The 15,963-nt window shown below is 52.8% G+C and carries 9 protein-coding genes; 2 read left to right on the top strand and 7 right to left on the bottom strand.

Annotation, left to right across the window (positions count from 1 at the left end; translation table 11 throughout):
* Positions 1-115: 115 nt before the first annotated feature.
* A complete protein-coding gene (locus NTH01S_RS00450) occupies positions 116-1,021 on the top strand; it encodes a diacylglycerol/lipid kinase family protein (RefSeq protein ID WP_068167681.1) in 906 nt (301 codons plus the stop codon).
* Here NTH01S_RS00450 and NTH01S_RS00445 read toward each other — a convergent pair.
* The 6 genes from NTH01S_RS00445 to NTH01S_RS00420 all read right to left on the bottom strand — a co-directional run bounded on the left by NTH01S_RS00445 (position 1,004) and on the right by NTH01S_RS00420 (position 11,548).
* The gene (locus tag NTH01S_RS00445; RefSeq protein ID WP_068167679.1) at positions 1,004-1,732 is read right to left on the bottom strand and encodes an MgtC/SapB family protein; all 729 of its coding nucleotides are present in this window, start codon (positions 1,730-1,732) and stop codon (positions 1,004-1,006) included. The genes NTH01S_RS00450 and NTH01S_RS00445 overlap by 18 nt on opposite strands.
* 29 nt (positions 1,733-1,761) lie before the next feature.
* A complete protein-coding gene (mgtA, locus tag NTH01S_RS00440) occupies positions 1,762-4,548 on the bottom strand; it encodes a magnesium-translocating P-type ATPase (protein WP_084366824.1) in 2,787 nt (928 codons plus the stop codon).
* A gap of 213 nt (positions 4,549-4,761) precedes the next feature.
* Positions 4,762-6,288: an efflux transporter outer membrane subunit gene (locus NTH01S_RS00435; RefSeq protein ID WP_245642014.1), complete on the bottom strand. Its 1,527-nt coding sequence runs from the start codon at positions 6,286-6,288 to the stop codon at positions 4,762-4,764.
* The gene (locus tag NTH01S_RS00430) at positions 6,285-9,398 is read right to left on the bottom strand and encodes an efflux RND transporter permease subunit (protein ID WP_068167675.1); all 3,114 of its coding nucleotides are present in this window, start codon (positions 9,396-9,398) and stop codon (positions 6,285-6,287) included. Before NTH01S_RS00430 ends, NTH01S_RS00435 begins: the two co-directional genes overlap by 4 nt.
* Positions 9,399-9,416: 18 nt before the next feature.
* A complete protein-coding gene (locus tag NTH01S_RS00425; RefSeq protein WP_068167673.1) occupies positions 9,417-10,559 on the bottom strand; it encodes an efflux RND transporter periplasmic adaptor subunit in 1,143 nt (380 codons plus the stop codon).
* A 275-nt stretch (positions 10,560-10,834) separates the two neighbouring features.
* The gene (locus NTH01S_RS00420) at positions 10,835-11,548 is read right to left on the bottom strand and encodes an OmpW/AlkL family protein (protein WP_370664288.1); all 714 of its coding nucleotides are present in this window, start codon (positions 11,546-11,548) and stop codon (positions 10,835-10,837) included.
* A 275-nt stretch (positions 11,549-11,823) separates the two neighbouring features.
* Here NTH01S_RS00420 and NTH01S_RS00410 point away from each other — a divergent pair, with 275 nt between their 5' ends.
* The gene (locus NTH01S_RS00410) at positions 11,824-12,555 is read left to right on the top strand and encodes a Crp/Fnr family transcriptional regulator (RefSeq protein WP_084366786.1); all 732 of its coding nucleotides are present in this window, start codon (positions 11,824-11,826) and stop codon (positions 12,553-12,555) included.
* 67 nt (positions 12,556-12,622) lie between these two features.
* Here NTH01S_RS00410 and NTH01S_RS00405 read toward each other — a convergent pair whose 3' ends face one another.
* A complete protein-coding gene (locus NTH01S_RS00405; RefSeq protein ID WP_245642010.1) occupies positions 12,623-15,907 on the bottom strand; it encodes a TonB-dependent receptor domain-containing protein in 3,285 nt (1,094 codons plus the stop codon).
* Positions 15,908-15,963: the final 56 nt, after the last annotated feature.

Genomic DNA, 15,963 nt, shown 5'->3' with positions numbered 1-15,963 from the left:
ACGTGACAGTTTCATGATTTCGCTTCCGTGCCGATGGTCAGAACCCCAAGAATAGCGTTCAAATCACTCCATCAAGGCTTAACCTTATTATACGGTTTCGACAGGAGACGGCGCCATGTACGTGATCCACAACCCCACGGCGGGCCGCCGCAATACACGCAAGCTCTGGGCCGTTCTGGACTGCCTGCTCGCGCATGGCATTTCCGTTAAAATCATGGAAACCCGTTACGGCGGACACGCCTCAAGCCTCGCTCGTGAAGCGGCTGAGGCTGGTGCCCGCATCATCATTGCCGCAGGAGGCGATGGCACCATTGCTGAAACCGTCTCCGGTATGATCGGCAGTTCAGCCCGCCTCGGAATTATTCCGCTCGGCACAGCCAATGTTCTGGCCCATGAATATGGCATCCCCTTCCACACCAAAGACCTCGCCGCCACACTGACATCCCCCCACAGCACCCATCTCTGGCCGGGGATGATGCAAACCAATCATCAAACCAAACTCTTTGTTCAAATGGTTGGTGCCGGTTTTGACGCCCATGTCGTGCATGCCATCAATCTACACCTCAAACGCGCTGTCGGACGGAATGCCTATATCATTCAAACACTGACAGAACTGCCCAAATACCCCTTCCCAGACCTCACCGTCACCGTCGATGGCAGCACCTACACCGCAGCCAACGCCATTATCAGCAAAGGCCGCCTCTATGGCGGTCCATACACACTAGACCCCACCGCGCGCCCAGATCGCCCGGGCTTCTCCATTACCTTATTCCGCCATGGCGGTGTCTTTTCCGCCCTACGCGCAGGGATGGCACTCCCACAAAGCCGCATGAGCCGCCTGCCAGGCGTCATATCCCTCAAAGGCGCACATGTAACAATAACTCACCCCGATGGCGTCCCCCTCCAAGCCGATGGAGACGCCGCCGGTCATACGGCAGTTACCCTCAAAGATGCAGCCCAACCGGTGCAACTCGCTACACCTGCCCAAAACCCTTTTATCGACTCACGACTCTTCACCTGAGTTCCAAAACGCCTGCCGAACACCTTCCATATCTTCAACACGCTCCATCGCAATATCCAACTCTTCCACTTGAACGGCTGTTGCATAGAGCGTGAAGGACAATTCCACCTCATCATCACCGAATGGATGATCCTCAATCTGCCGGACGGGATAGCTAGCCAGCTCCAAAATCTCCGCAACCGCATCACGCAGATCAGACCGTACCCAACGCTCACAAATCACATAAACCACATAAGTGGCCTCGCCACTTTCCTCACGGAACGGCAAACGGTTAATGTGATTAACGAGAGGCCGCAGCAGCGTATTTGATGCCAAAACGAAAAACGCCGCTAAAAACGCCTCGTCCAAAATGCCCGCACCAGCACAGGCCCCTACTGCACCAGAGCCCCACACAGTCGCCGCAGTGTTCAGGCCAGACACACTGGCCCCTTCTTTCATAATCGCGCCGGCACCCAAAAAGCCGATACCCGATACGACATAAGCTACAATCGTAATCGCCGTCTGAGAGCCACCCTGCAACTCATGCAGACGCGTCCCCAGAGACACAAAAATCGCAGCCCCAACAGCAACCAGCGTATTCGTACGCAACCCTGCCGTACGCTGCCGCACCTGCCGTTCAATGCCGATGATCCCGCCCAGCACAAACGCGCAGAGCAGATTCACCAGAGTTTCACCCGTTTCACTTAAGGTCGCAAAATGCCAGCCGCTCATGAAGCCTCTTTATCTGTCTGATCGTACACTCATACCCACCCGAAGCGGCGCGCATAAAATCTCTTCATGACTGTCGTCAGCACAGCATAACCCAGCACAATCACGATAAGCCACGGGTAAAACGTACCGGGCAATGCTTCAAACCCAAAATACCCCGCCAGAGGACTCATCGGTAGGAACAACGCCACCGCAATAATAACGGCCGTGGTCACAATCAACGGCAGTGAGGCTGTGCTTTGCAAGAACGGCAATTTCGGAGACCGGATCATGTGCACAATCAACGTCTGGGTCAAAAGGCCTTCAACAAACCAGCCCGACTGAAACAATGCCTGATGCGCACTATCATTCGCTCCAAAAACCCACCACAACAACACATAGGTCGCGATATCAAAAATAGAGCTTAACGGGCCGAAAAACAGCATGAAGCGCCCCACATCTTTCGGGTCCCACTTCAAAGGTTTTGCCACCAAATCACGGTCAACATTATCAAAAGGCAGCGCAATTTGGGAAATATCGTACAGTAGATTCTGCACCAAAAGCTGCAAAGGCAACATCGGCAGAAAGGGCAAAAACGCACTACCGATCAATACCGAGAACACATTCCCGAAATTAGAACTCGCCGTCATACGGATATATTTGAGCATGTTCACAAAGGTCCGCCGGCCTTCCAAAACGCCCTGCTCCAACACCATCAAACTCTTTTCGAGCAAGATAATATCCGCCGCTTCCTTCGCGATATCGACCCCCGTATCAACCGAGATACCAACATCCGCAGCACGCAGAGCCGGGGCGTCATTAATCCCATCCCCCATGAAGCCCACCACATGCCCATTCGCACGCAAAGCACCCACAATCCGGTCTTTATGCGCCGGGGTCAGACGCGCAAACAACTGATGCCGCTCAACCGCATGCGCCAGCGTTTCATCATTCATTTTCTCAATCTGAACACCCAGCAAATAACGGCAATGCTCCAGCCCCACTTGGCGGCAGACCTGCAAAGCCACAAGCTCCGTATCACCGGTCAGAACCTTTACCGCCACACCATGCGATGCCAACGCCTTCAACGCTGGGGCCGTGCTCTCCTTCGGCGGATCCAAAAAGGCCATATAACCCAGCAGCGTCAGCCCAGCTTCATCCGCCACACCAAAGACCGATTGCTCTCCCAAATCCTCACGAATGGCCACAGCAACCACGCGCAATCCCTGCCGATTCAAATCTGCGGCGACGGACCGAACGCGCTCCAACATTTCTTGGTCAAGAGCCGTACTTTCAGCCTGCTTGCTCAAACGCAGATGCGTACAGGCCGACAGAATTTCCTCAAGCGCGCCCTTACAAATCAGCGTCCGTTCACCACTCCCGCCTTCCACGATGACCGACATACGCTTGCGCTCAAAATCAAACGGAACCTCATCAACCTTGGTATAGCCCTGCGCATTCACCAACTCATGCTGCAACTCCACATGCTGCAACACCGCATGATCCAGAAGATTTTTCAGCCCCGTCTGATACGCACTATTCAAATACGCATAACGCAACACATCATCAGAAGACTGACCCAGCACATCCGTATGGCGCTCCAGCGCGATACGGTCCTGCGTTAATGTCCCGGTCTTATCGGTGCATAAAACATCCATCGCACCAAAATTTTGAATCGCGTCCAGATGCTTGACGATGACCTTTTTCCGAGAAAGCGCCACCGCCCCTTTTGCCAAGGTCGATGTCACAATCATCGGCAACATTTCAGGCGTAAGCCCAACAGCGACAGATAACGCAAAAACTGCAGCCTCAACCCAACTGCCTTTCGTGAACCCATTAATCAACAGCACAACCGGCGCCATGATCAAAGCAAAACGGATCAAGAGCCAACTCACACCGTTCACCCCAGCCTGAAATGCCGTTGGGTTTCGGTCCTGCATACCTAAGCGCTCAGACAATGTCCCAAAATACGTCTGACGCCCCGTCGCCACCACCAGCGCGACAGCGGAGCCCGAAACAACATTCGTGCCCATGAACACCAAATTCGCTGCATCAAACACCGTCTCAAACGGCTGATCCAATGCCGAAAACTTTTCAACGGGCAGTGCTTCCCCCGTCATGGCGGCTTGGGAAACAAACAAATCTTTAGCCGTTAGCAAACGGCAATCCGCCGGGATCATATCCCCGGCCGAGAGAACCACATGGTCACCCGGCACCAACTCACTGATCGGTACTTCAATATGCCGAGTATCACTATCCAAATGCAGGTTCACGCCAAAATATTTGCGCCCAATCCCGACAATTTCATCATTCATAGACGGACGGCGCAGCACGGATGCTGTGGTGCTCACCATATTTTTCAAGCGTTCAGCCGCTTGGTTGGACCGCCCCTCCTGCACAAACCGAATAAGCGTGCTCAGCAGCACCATTGTGCCAATAACAATGGTGGCCCGCAGATCATGCGTCAGCCCTGACAACAGAGCCAAAACACTCAAGAGAACATTAAACGGGTTCCGGTAGCACTGCCATAAATGCCGCCACCACGGCATAGCAGCTTCATAATCAACCGTATTCGGGCCAAAACGCTTGCGGTATTTTTCAACCTCCAGCTCCGTCAAACCCTCTTCATGCGAAGACAAACGCGCAATGGCTTCCAGCACATCATCTTGCGCCACACGCCGCATCGCCCGGGATACATACCGAAAAGCTCGGTCATGCTTAGGGTTCGCAGAAGAACGAAACGTCTCCAAAATCGCTCTTCGCCGTAAATGCCGAGCCGTCTTGTGGCGCGTAAAAAACACACCAAACAAGGCCTGAAACACACGATCAAATTGGCTCATAAACATTCCCGGCTTTCAAAAACCGGCCCCTATGCAGGAGAAATACCGACAAACGCAGCATGGAGCGAGGCTGGCTCTGTTCTCAAAACAACACCCTCCTCAGTTGCGGGGGCAATGTGCACACCCTCCCACAACAGAGCAATCCATTATGAATATATATGAGAATACTTAAAGTTTACGGGAGATATACTAAAGTATATCTCCCGCCACACATCACCACGGAACGAGTGATTTACCCAGTTTTTTCTGCTCTTTCGGTGTCATGCCCAAGTCATTGCGGTGCCACCAACCACCACCCAAAGATTGGAACAACGCAACACTATCCGAGAATCGTGCACCTTGCGCCTGCACCAAGGCCACGCGCGCTTGCGCCTGCGCTTGCTGTGCCTGAAGAAGGGTCGATACGCTAACATCCCCCAAGCGCAACTGTGCTTGGGCAATCTTCAAACTCTTTGTCGCCGCATCAAAGTTCTTTTGGTTCGCCTGTAATGCGGCCGCATCCGCCTGAAGGGCCGAGAGCGTATCCGCTACATTCTGCACAGCGCTCAACACGGTTGCCTTGTACAACTCATTCGCCTGCAACAGATTATCCCGCGCTTCACGCTCCGCATGCAGCAATGAACCACCTTGGAAAATTGGCTGCGTCAACGTCGCACCGATAAACCAGTTACTAAAGCTCGGTGTAAAGAACTCCGTAAACTTACCCACGACCTGCCCGGGCAAGGCACTTAACTGCACGTTCGGCAGGCGGTTCGCAATCGCCACACCGACACGCGCCGCCGCACCATCAATCTGCGCTTGTGCCGCTCGAATATCCGGGCGCTGATTTAACAGGTCAGACGGCACAGTCAGCGGTAGCTGCGCCGGTAACGTAAACTTATCCAACGTAAACACTGGTAACGGCGCATCTGGTGATTGCCCGACCAAAACAGCAATCTGATGGCGCGTCTGCTCCAATTGCTGCTGCAATGGTGGCAAACTTGCTTCCAACTGCGCAACAGAAGCTGTCTGAGCCGCAATATCCTGTTGCGACATATCACCAAGGCGATTTTGCGCTGAGATGATCCTCAGCGTATGACGCTGCGTCTCAATCTGAATGGTCGTCGCATCAATCTGCGCCCGCAAGGACGCTTCCTGCAAAGCGGACTCCACCAAATTGGTGATCATGGTCAGCGCTGTTGCTTCCACTTGGAACCGCTGTACATCCGCATCCGCGCCAGAGGCCTGAATGGCCCGACGGTTACCACCCCAAAGATCCGGCACATACCCAATATTCAATTGCAGCGTATGCAGATTATACAACCATTCATTGGCAAACGGCACGTTAGACAGCGCATAAGACGTCTTATTACGGGTCACCATCAACTGCCCAGAGACAGACGGATACAGTGATGCCCCTTCAACCCGACGCTGCTCCCAAGCCGCTTTAAGCGCATCCTGCATGCCGTGCAGCGTCTGGTTATTATCCAGCGCTTGCAACACCAGTGCATTCAGCTGAGCATTGCCAAAGATTTCCCACCACGTGCCCGACACATCACTGCCCTGAGCAAAGTGCTGCGCCGCGTTAAAACCACTGCCCGCCGCCCCGACCGTATCTTTGACCGACTGCGCTTGGTAACCAATCTTATCCGCCATAATCGGCGGTTTAGAATCCGGCCCCACCGCACAAGCGGCCACGCACACCGTCGCACATAATACGGATGTCAGACGAAAAGCCCGCTTCATCACTACGTGTCTCATGAGCGTACCTCGCCTTCATCATCCTGACGTTGCGGGCGGCGTGCTGCACGGTTTTCAATCCAGATCTCAAGCTCACTGAAATAAACCGGCAGCACGAACAATGTCAGCAACGTCGCAATACCCAAACCACCAACAACAACCGTTGCAAGGCCACGCTGCACGTCCGTGCCAATACCCGTCGCCATCGCGGCAGGTAGCATCCCCGCACTCGCCACCGTCGCCGTCATCAGCACCGGCCGGAAACGTTCCCCCGCCCCTGCGATGGTCGCATCACGCACAGACATCCCCTCCGCACGGTGTCGGTTAATGCTGGAAATCATGATGATCCCGTTTTGCACCGCCACACCGAAGAGAGCGATAAACCCAACAGCCGTTGCAATGTTCAGCGTCTCTCCACGCAGATGCAGCGCGATCAAACCACCCAACGTTGCCAAAGGCACCACACTCAAAATCAGCAGTGCATGACGCAACTGACCAAAGCCAATGTACAACAGCACCAACATCGCCGCGAACATCACAGCTAACGCAACCGTCAGACGCTTTTGCGCCCGTTGTTGCTGCTGGAAAGACCCTGCCCATTCAAGCGAATACTGCTTCGGATCATAACGCACAGCCTGATCAATCCGCGCTTGCGCATCAGCCAAATACTGAGACAGCGGACGATCGCCATTATCCACACGAATGGTAATCTGGCGGTGGCTCATCTCATGGGCAATGTTACTTTCCCCCATATGCAAGCCAACCGATGCCACCTGTGCAAGCGGCACATACGCACCCGAACCATCCAGCAGAGGTAACTGCTTGAGATATTCCAAGTCATGCGTTTGATCATGCGGCACATGCAACGTCGCATTATAAAAACGTGCGTTACTATACACCGTCGTGAGTGGTGCATCACCAATCGCGCCAGAAACCATATCCGCAATATCAGAAACATTAATCCCATAACGCGCCGCCGCTAGACGGTCCGCCTGCACAGCAATTTGCGGGATACGCGGCTCTTGGAAGATCGACGCTTCTGCGGTGCCCGGCACCTGATGCAAAATATCCACGACCTGCTGCCCAATACGGCGCAATTCTTGGAAATCATCACCATAAATACGCAACACCAACGGACTATGCGCACCGCCCACCAGATCACTCATCTGATCCTGAATTGGCTGGCTAATACCAAAATCAATCCCCGGCAAACGGGATAAACGTGAGCGCAGACGTGCAATAAACTGCGCCTTCGTTTCACCTGCGGGCCACTGATCATATGGCTTCAAGCCAACTGGCATCTCAATATGCGACGGCGTCCACGGATCTGTACCATCATCCGAACGACCCATTTGGGTAATCGCGTAAGACGTTTCCGGAAATTCACGAATAACATTACGAATTTCATTCGCATATTGCTCGCCTTTTTCCATGGAAATAGCAGTCGGCATCTGCACCTGAAGCCAGAGCGCGCCTTCATCGAGGTCCGGCAAGAACTCACGCCCGATCGAGACGCCCAGCACCAATACAGCCACCAACGCCGCAGCACCGCCGGCAAACGCTACAAACGGCTTATCAATGAAGTGACCCAACGTGCGCGTATAACGCTCATGCAGCCATTCCAAAGGACGGTTATGCCAAATTTTGCTCGGCTTACGCAGTGCCAGATAGCTGAGAGACGGGATCAATGTCAGCGCACATAACAACGCACCAATGAGCGCAAAACTCACCGTATAGGCCATGGGGCGGAACAGTTTTCCCTCACTGCCTTCAAACGCAAAAAGCGGGCTATACGCCAAAATAATCACCAGCGTTGCCGAGAAGATTGCATGCCCTGCACGCTTCGCCACAACCAACACATCCGAACTGCTCAGGCGCTCATTGGGCTTGTCTTCACGCAGACGCAAAATCGTCTCCGTAACAACAATCGCACCATCCACAATCACACCGAAGTCAATTGCCCCAAGCGAGAAGAGATTGGCCGACATCCCCAGAAGATGCATCAGGCCGAAGACCACAGCCAAAGCCATAGGAATCGTCACAGCCGTCACGATTGCACTGCGCGGGCTACCAAGGAAGAGGGTCAAAATAACCCCAACCAGCAAGATCCCCTCAATCATGGTTTCAGTGACTTTATGTGTCGTCGCCTGAACCAAATTGTCACGGTCAATATAAGGCACAATGCGTACGTGCTGTGGGGCCAAACGCTTTTGTAATGCATCCACTTGCGCGTGCAGATTTTGCAGAACTAAAGACGGGTTCTCACCCGTCAACATATCCACAACGCCCTCAATCGTATCCGGGTTATGGTCTTTACCCAAGATACCTTCACGCACCTGATGGCCGAACTGCACCGTGCCCAAATCATGCACAAAAATCGGAAGGCCATTACGCTGCGTAACAACGATGTTCCCCATATCCTCCAAGGAGTGGATCATCCCCACACCACGGACAATATAAGACTGCTCACCACGCGTAATACGACCGCCACCCGCATTGGCGTTATTGTTACGGATTGCGCTCTCAACATCCCCTAGCGCAATGCCATAACGCATCAGCGCCGCAGGGTTCAGAACCAGTTGGTACTCTTTCGTGAAGCCACCGAAGTTATCAACATTCACAACACCTGGAATGTGCATCAACGCCGGAATAACCACCCAACGTTGAAGATCTGACAATTCCATCAGGTTTTTGTCATCAGACTCCAGCGTATAGCGATAAATCTCACCCGTCGTGCCAGAGATCGGCCCTAGTGTCGGCTGAGCACCATTCGCAAGAGGGTTGTTCGCAATAACCGTCGCAACCTGCTGCCGCGCCCAATAAACATCCGTCCCTTCTTTGAAAATCAACGTAATCAGAGAGAGGCCAAACGTGCTGGTCGAACGGCTATCCGTCACCCGGGGAACGCTCGCAAGCGTCCGCTCCAGAGGGATGGTCACCTGCTGTTCCATTTCTTCAGCAGCCAAGCCCGGCTGCTGCGTCGTGACAACAACGTTAACCGCACCCAAATCTGGGTACGCCTCAACAGGCAGAACCTGATACGCAATTCCACCCGCAATCGCCAACAGCACAGCAACGGTGAAAACAACACTTCGGTGCCCGAAACACCAACCGATGAAACGTTCAATCATAGTCTTGAAACTATCCGATCAGTCGTCGTTCAGAAGAATGGCACCACTGCTTACAATACGTTCGCCAGCAGAGAGACCAGAAAGAACCCGCACGTTATCGCCCTCATCATAAGCGATATCTAAATAGCGACGGCGGAACGTATCAGGAGCTGTTTCTACGAAAACAGACACCTGATCATTATTCATCAGCAATGCTGTCTTTGGGACCATCAATGCCCCCGCTTCCTGCACCGCAATCTGCGCATTGGCAAACATACCCGGACGCAACAGACCGTCTGCGTTAGAACAAGCAACATACAAGTTCAAACGCCGTGTATCTGGCATCAGTGCCGGATCACGCGTCAGCACTTCACCATCACAGTGGCGCCCTGGCAGAGCTGGGAAATCTGCGGCCACATGCACACCGGCCGACAAGGCGTTTAGGTGATCTTCCGGCGCAGATGCTGCAACCCACACCGTGGAGAGATCGACCAAAGTCATCTGCACAGCGGTGGCATCCGTCACGTTTTGACCCGGTGCCATTTTGGTCGATGCAATAAAACCATCAACAGGGGCGACGAGCGCCATCAGACCTTTAGCCGCATAATCCGGGCGGCTGGTCATTGTCTGTAAACGCTGCGAAGCACGCTCCGCTTCGGCTTCCGCCTGCTCCAAATCATTTCGTGCAGACTGCATATCCTTTACGGCATTGCCGCCAACGGCTTGCACACCACGCGCACGATCATAAGCACGCCGAGTAAAATCCAAAGCCGCTTTCGCACGGCGGTCATCGGCCCATGCCTGCGCAAGGTCACCCGCCGCAATCGTTGCCAACACTTGGCCACGCGTCACGTGCTGCCCCAACTGCACCTGAACCTGTGTGATCAGACCCGTTGCAGGCGAGAGAACATTGACCTGCCGGTCAGGTGGAGCCATGACTTGCCCCGGCACCAGCAAATGAGAGGCGCCATCACCCTGCGCAACAGACGTCACCACCAACCGTTTGCGCAGAGGACTTTGCGAGCGCACAACTAAGGCGCCATGGTCAACCGTAAACATAGCCGGTTCGATATCTGTCTTATAACTCGGTGCAACCGAACGATGACCAATAAAGTAACCAACAATCAAAAGAGCCACGCACAAAAAGACCTTAGCCAATGTGCTGGCGCGTGAACCGCGCATATTTACAGATAACCCCCGCCCAGAGTGTGGCCCGCATTCAGATAACACGGCCCCTAAATGTCAGTGCAAAGCACCTTCGGCACATCGTACCTTCAATTCGGACAAACCCTGTGAGCTGCCCGCTTCATGTGCTTCGTGACTGGCGCATATGGGGGCAGCTTGGCAAGACATTGATGTTACATGTTGCAAAAAATTCATCTACCAGACACGCTATGAAAAAAGCCTCCCCCGCATATGCAAGGAAAGCTTTCCATCACGCACCTTAAACCTCAGAATTAAAAACGGTATTCAATACCGGCCGCCACTGTCGTCGGATTCAAACTATCACGCGCGTGAATAAAGGGCCCGACACCCCCTCCCCGCTCATTAATATACGCAGGTACACTCAAGAACATTTGCTTAGCATCAACATTGACAAACCAATTTCCTGCCACTTGGTAGTCAAACCCAACATCAGCCGCAGGACCAACCGTAGTGCGTAAATCCAGCTTCTGCACAGCCCCCCCCGCCGGGTTCATATTGTAGAAAAAAGCGAGCGTCATACCTACCCCGATATAGGGGTTAAAGCGACGGTGCGGACGGAAATGCCATGCAGCCGTAATCGTAGGTGGCAAAACCCATGTGCTGCCTAGATCCACTTTGCCAAGTGCCGAATTCTGAACAGCCAATTCATGGCGCGTGCTCGCAGCAATCAAATCCACTGAAATATGGTCCGTCAGAAAATACTCAAACGTGAGTTCCGGCATAACCTGATTCGTCGCAGAAACATGCCCACCAATCACGCCCACGCGTGAATATGTATTCTCAGGCAAAACCCCCAAGGCCGAGACACGCACCAAGAAATCACCTTTACCAAGCCCCTGCTTAGTATTCGCGCATGTTTCGAAAAGGCCACACTGCTCCTGCACACGCGGCGCATTCAACGTAACCGTCGGCGCTGTCGTGTAAACCGTTGACTGCGCAGAAGCCACAACCGGAGCCACAACCATCAGGGCGGTCGAAACACCTAACATACGGAGAAACATTGACGAGATTTTCATGAGGCACATTCCAATAACTCTTTGATGCGCTCACAAAACTCCTCTCAACATCACCAGACCTTGACCTAGATCAAGTCCAATAAGTTTTGTAGACATACCTCATAGGCCTCTGAACAACAGATGCTCGGATAACACATATTATGGCTTTGCTGTGCACCTTACCCACAAATGCCAAAAGCATATCCGCAGGGGCTCATTGCGCTACAGAAGGACTTTGCGCGCCCATGCCCATACCCTCCACTCACGAAGAACCCTCAGACCGTTGCATCCATTGCGCAGGCCGACAGTTCAGTATTTGTGACGCCATTGACGAAGCCGATCTCAGCATTCTCTCACGCGAATCATCAAAAATGACCGTCCCCGCAGGGCGCGGTTTCATTGAAGAGGGGAACCCGGCGCGAGACTTTTTTGTCGTGACAGACGGTACAATCCGGTTATTTACTTTACTCCCCGATGGACGCCGTCAGGTCACTGGCTTTGCTGAACGCGGCTCTTTCCTCGGCCTCGCGGCTGAAGATCGATATGCTTTTGGCGCAGAAGCCCTCACCCCCACGCATCTGTGCCGCTTTCCCCATGTCGCGATGGAACGTCTGACAGAACGTTTTCCGCACTTAGAAAACCGCCTCCGCCGTGAAGCCTCTCGTGAACTCGCCCGCAGCCAGGCACGCATGACACTCCTAGGCCGCAAAAGCGCGCAAGAACGCCTTGCGAGCTTCATTATTGAGCGCATCGGCTGCCACCACCGCGTCACCGGATCTGACAACACCACCGATCTCTCGCTGACGCTCCCCATGCCCCGCAGCGATATTGCCGATTACCTCGGCCTGACAATTGAAACCGTCAGCCGTGCCTTCAGCCTGTTCAAACGCGAAGGGCTGATCAACATTCACGGCATCACACATATCGACGTTCTACGCCCTGAACGCCTCCTACGCATTGCAGAAGGCAGCATCTAAGCTACGCCACTAAAAAAAGGGAGGCCAAAGCCTCCCTTTTTTATCATTGGCACAGACGATGTTAGCCTTAGAAATGCGCGCCGATGTTCAACTGGAACGAACGTCCAATAATCGCATCATAATAACGCGTCATGCTCACCGTTCCCGGATACTTTGGCAAAGCACCCGTGATGTTGTTGATCATGAAGTTCGCATCGAAATTCTTTGTGATCTGGTAACCGAACGTCGTATTAAAATACGCAAAGTCCGGCCGCTTATTATGTTCATACGTCGTGCTAGCAACCTGCACAGCATATTGTGACGCACCATAATAAATCGTCTGCCACTGCATGAAGAATGGACCACGATAATAATTCAGGTTGAGCGTTGCCAAATCTTTCGGGCTCGATGTCGTACCAACACCTTGATAGGTTGAACCCAGATACGTCGTGTTGTTCTTGATGTAGTGCGTGTAATCACCCGTCAATTCAACATCGCCAAACGACTCACTCAAACCAAGACGCGTAAGCGGCAGATAGTAGCTCAAATGCGCCTGCATCGCCTGAAGATGCTGGTTGGCAATATTGAAGTACCCATCCGTAAAGCCGGTAACCTGATGGTTCGAATCACGCGAAAAGCTACTGCAATAAGAATTCGGGAATGAACTTGAATCATAGCAAGCATTCATCAAATCCCCAGCGCTAAGAGACGTAATCTCGTTATTGACCTTAATATCAACAAAAGATGCCGTCATATCAAAGCCACGCATGAAGTGCGGATGAATGTCCAAAGTACCCGTATAGCTCTTTGACGTTTCATTCTGAAGGTGCGGATTACCACCCGATTTACCCGGAATGGTGTAGTAATTGATATTGGATGAGAAACCGCCTGCTGGAATACCTTGGCTTTTGCAGTTTGCCGCACGAATAGCAGGGTTCGGCCCACTATTGATATATTCAATAGAGCACGGATCCGATGCGGACTCATACGACGTGCTTTGCGGAGAAAACAATTCCGTCACAGACGGGTTACGTACGGATTGGCTGTAATTTCCTGAGAAACCGAAATCCCGTGTCGGCCACCATGCGCCACCGAACATATACGTCCAATAATTACCGGTCATGCTGTTATTGGTGAAACGACCATTCGTCGTTGCTGAAAGGTTATAAATACCGGGCACATGCATATTGGGTGACACCAATGGCACATCCAACTCACCAAATGCTTCATGCGTATGATACGCACCACCCGTGGGAGGCAACGCCGTGGCATTACCATACTGCTTATACGTGCCGTCAGCCTGCTTTTCGCCAGCAAAGAACGCACCCGGGTTAAAGTCATAGCCCTCACGGCGATGCTCATACCCAAGATCCCACGCAACATCACCCGCTGGGAGACGAACAATCGTGCTGTGAATTTCAGCTTGAATATCACGCTGTACGTTGTGATTCTTAGTATGTGCATCCGAAATCACATAGTCACGTGCCGCTGGCGTCAACTGATTGAAACCAAACGGATTCAACGGTGCACAGGTAGAGCTACGCGTTACAGCCGTCGAATTCGTGTACGGTGCGCAGACAATATTTCCAGACGCATCCGTCGTTGCATTCAACGCATTCGTCAAATTTTGCGTAACGATAGAAGGCTGTACCGTATCATTGATGTACTTGCTGTATTCACCCTTAACAGACCAGCCAAAATTACGCCCAAGTGCGTTGAAATCACCATTCAACCCACCTTGGAAGCGGAACATCGTCAAGTTTGTTTGATACAAACCAGCATCCAAATCTTGATTCAAACGCGTCAGGTAGAATGTATCAGTCGGCAAACCCGCTTTACCAAGTGCATTCTTAATCGTCGTGCGTTCCGCAGATGTCAGGAACGGATTATTCGTGCTCAACTGATACGCACCATTCACAACGCCGTCTTGCTGATAGCTCTGCAAGCTCAACGGATCTGCAAATTGCGGCGTATTCCACGTCCCCTGCCCAACAAGCTGAGACGCGCTACCCTGAGCGTACCAACCTTGCCACGTTGCATGCAGATGGTCGGTAATATCGTAGTGTCCAAGCGTCGTCAGGTTCAGCTTGCTTGATGGTGCATAAAGCTGGCTGTAATTTTGCAGCGCCAAACCATTGCCACCACTGCCACGCAAACCATCACGGAGCGCTGAGTTTGTGGTCAAAGGCACTAAAGATTTACCGTCAGCACTGAACATTAATGCCTGACCAGCGGCATTGCCCACACCGTAGGAACTCGCCAAACCACGGCTCACCGGCAATGAACCACCCGGTGCCTGAAGCATCGGCATACCCGTAACGGAATTCTGTAAGAAGCGTACTTGTGGTGTCAAAACACGCGCATAAGGTGTCGTGACACCATAAGCGGGACGCGCATAAGTCGTTGCTTGCGAGCCCGTCAAATAAGGCCGGTCATTCGCGAGCATACCGCCTGCACCGCGGTACTCTAAATCAAAGACCACGCCGCCTTTATCATGATCAAAAGACGTACCGGCTTTGAATGTAATTTTTTCTTGTGGCGCATCCAGCTTTTGGGACCAGTTGCCCTGCGCTGTCAGGTCAACACCCTTAAAATGATCATCCAACTCGTAATTGATCACACCGGCAACGGCATCCGCACCATACGCGGCACCTGCGCCGCCCAATTTGGTTTCAACACGCTTCACCAAAGACGTCGGAATTGTTGCCACATCGACCTGTGAACCAGACCCACCGCCATACAGCGATGCCGTTTCACCACCGACCATGCGCATACCGTTGATCAGAGTCAGCGTACGCTGAGACCCCAACCCCAAGAGCGAGGAGAAGCTCTGCCCCGCCCCAAAGGAGTTTTGCCCACCGATTGGGGACGCATCACCCAAAGAGAACGCGGTGTTCTCACGCAGCATGGCAAGAGACAAATCCGTATAGCCACGTGCACGCAACTGCGCGCCATCCACCGTCGTACCGGCCATAACGTTGTTTAAGCGGTTCTTGGCCAAGCGTGTGCCCGTAACGCTCACAAATTCTTGTGACTGTGCAGGCGCAATCACAGCGGATTGGGCCGCAACCGGCGCAACGGTTGCAACACCACGCGGTGCTACATTCGGCACTGCACGGGGCTGTATCGTCGCAACAGGTGTCGTTGTTGAAGCCTGCTTTTGTTGAGGAGCAACACGTGCAGCCTTATGCAGCACTTTATGATGTGTTTTGGATGCTTTCACCACTGCCGGAGCAGCTTGAGCCTGCGCTTCACACGCCACAAAACTTGCTGAGGAGATTCCAGCAAAAAGCAGTACCTTCAAAAGAGAGCGCGACATCATCAACGGTCGCAACGTTGTTCCAACACCTACCGAAAACGATACTCTTTCCACAAAAATTCCTCACTTTGTAACCAAGATTTAAAATCCGATTCAAAGAGTGAGGATCT

The sequence above is a fragment of the Neokomagataea thailandica NBRC 106555 genome (genome assembly GCF_001598495.1).
Lineage (GTDB): Bacteria > Pseudomonadota > Alphaproteobacteria > Acetobacterales > Acetobacteraceae > Gluconobacter > Gluconobacter thailandicus_A.
The sequence above is the reverse complement of the archived record's forward strand: the minus strand, read 5'-3'. Positions and strand labels throughout refer to the sequence as shown.

What these genes read in the sequence shown, in the direction of transcription:
- NTH01S_RS00450 (WP_068167681.1), top strand. Translation starts at nt 116, where the DNA reads ATGTACGTGATCCACAACCCCACGGCGGGCCGCCGCAATACACGCAAG.
- NTH01S_RS00445 (WP_068167679.1), bottom strand. Translation starts at nt 1,732, where the DNA reads ATGAGCGGCTGGCATTTTGCGACCTTAAGTGAAACGGGTGAAACTCTG.
- mgtA (WP_084366824.1), bottom strand. Translation starts at nt 4,548, where the DNA reads ATGAGCCAATTTGATCGTGTGTTTCAGGCCTTGTTTGGTGTGTTTTTT.
- NTH01S_RS00435 (WP_245642014.1), bottom strand. Translation starts at nt 6,288, where the DNA reads ATGAGACACGTAGTGATGAAGCGGGCTTTTCGTCTGACATCCGTATTA.
- NTH01S_RS00430 (WP_068167675.1), bottom strand. Translation starts at nt 9,398, where the DNA reads ATGATTGAACGTTTCATCGGTTGGTGTTTCGGGCACCGAAGTGTTGTT.
- NTH01S_RS00425 (WP_068167673.1), bottom strand. Translation starts at nt 10,559, where the DNA reads ATGCGCGGTTCACGCGCCAGCACATTGGCTAAGGTCTTTTTGTGCGTG.
- NTH01S_RS00420 (WP_370664288.1), bottom strand. Translation starts at nt 11,548, where the DNA reads ATGGTTGTGGCTCCGGTTGTGGCTTCTGCGCAGTCAACGGTTTACACG.
- NTH01S_RS00410 (WP_084366786.1), top strand. Translation starts at nt 11,824, where the DNA reads ATGCCCATACCCTCCACTCACGAAGAACCCTCAGACCGTTGCATCCAT.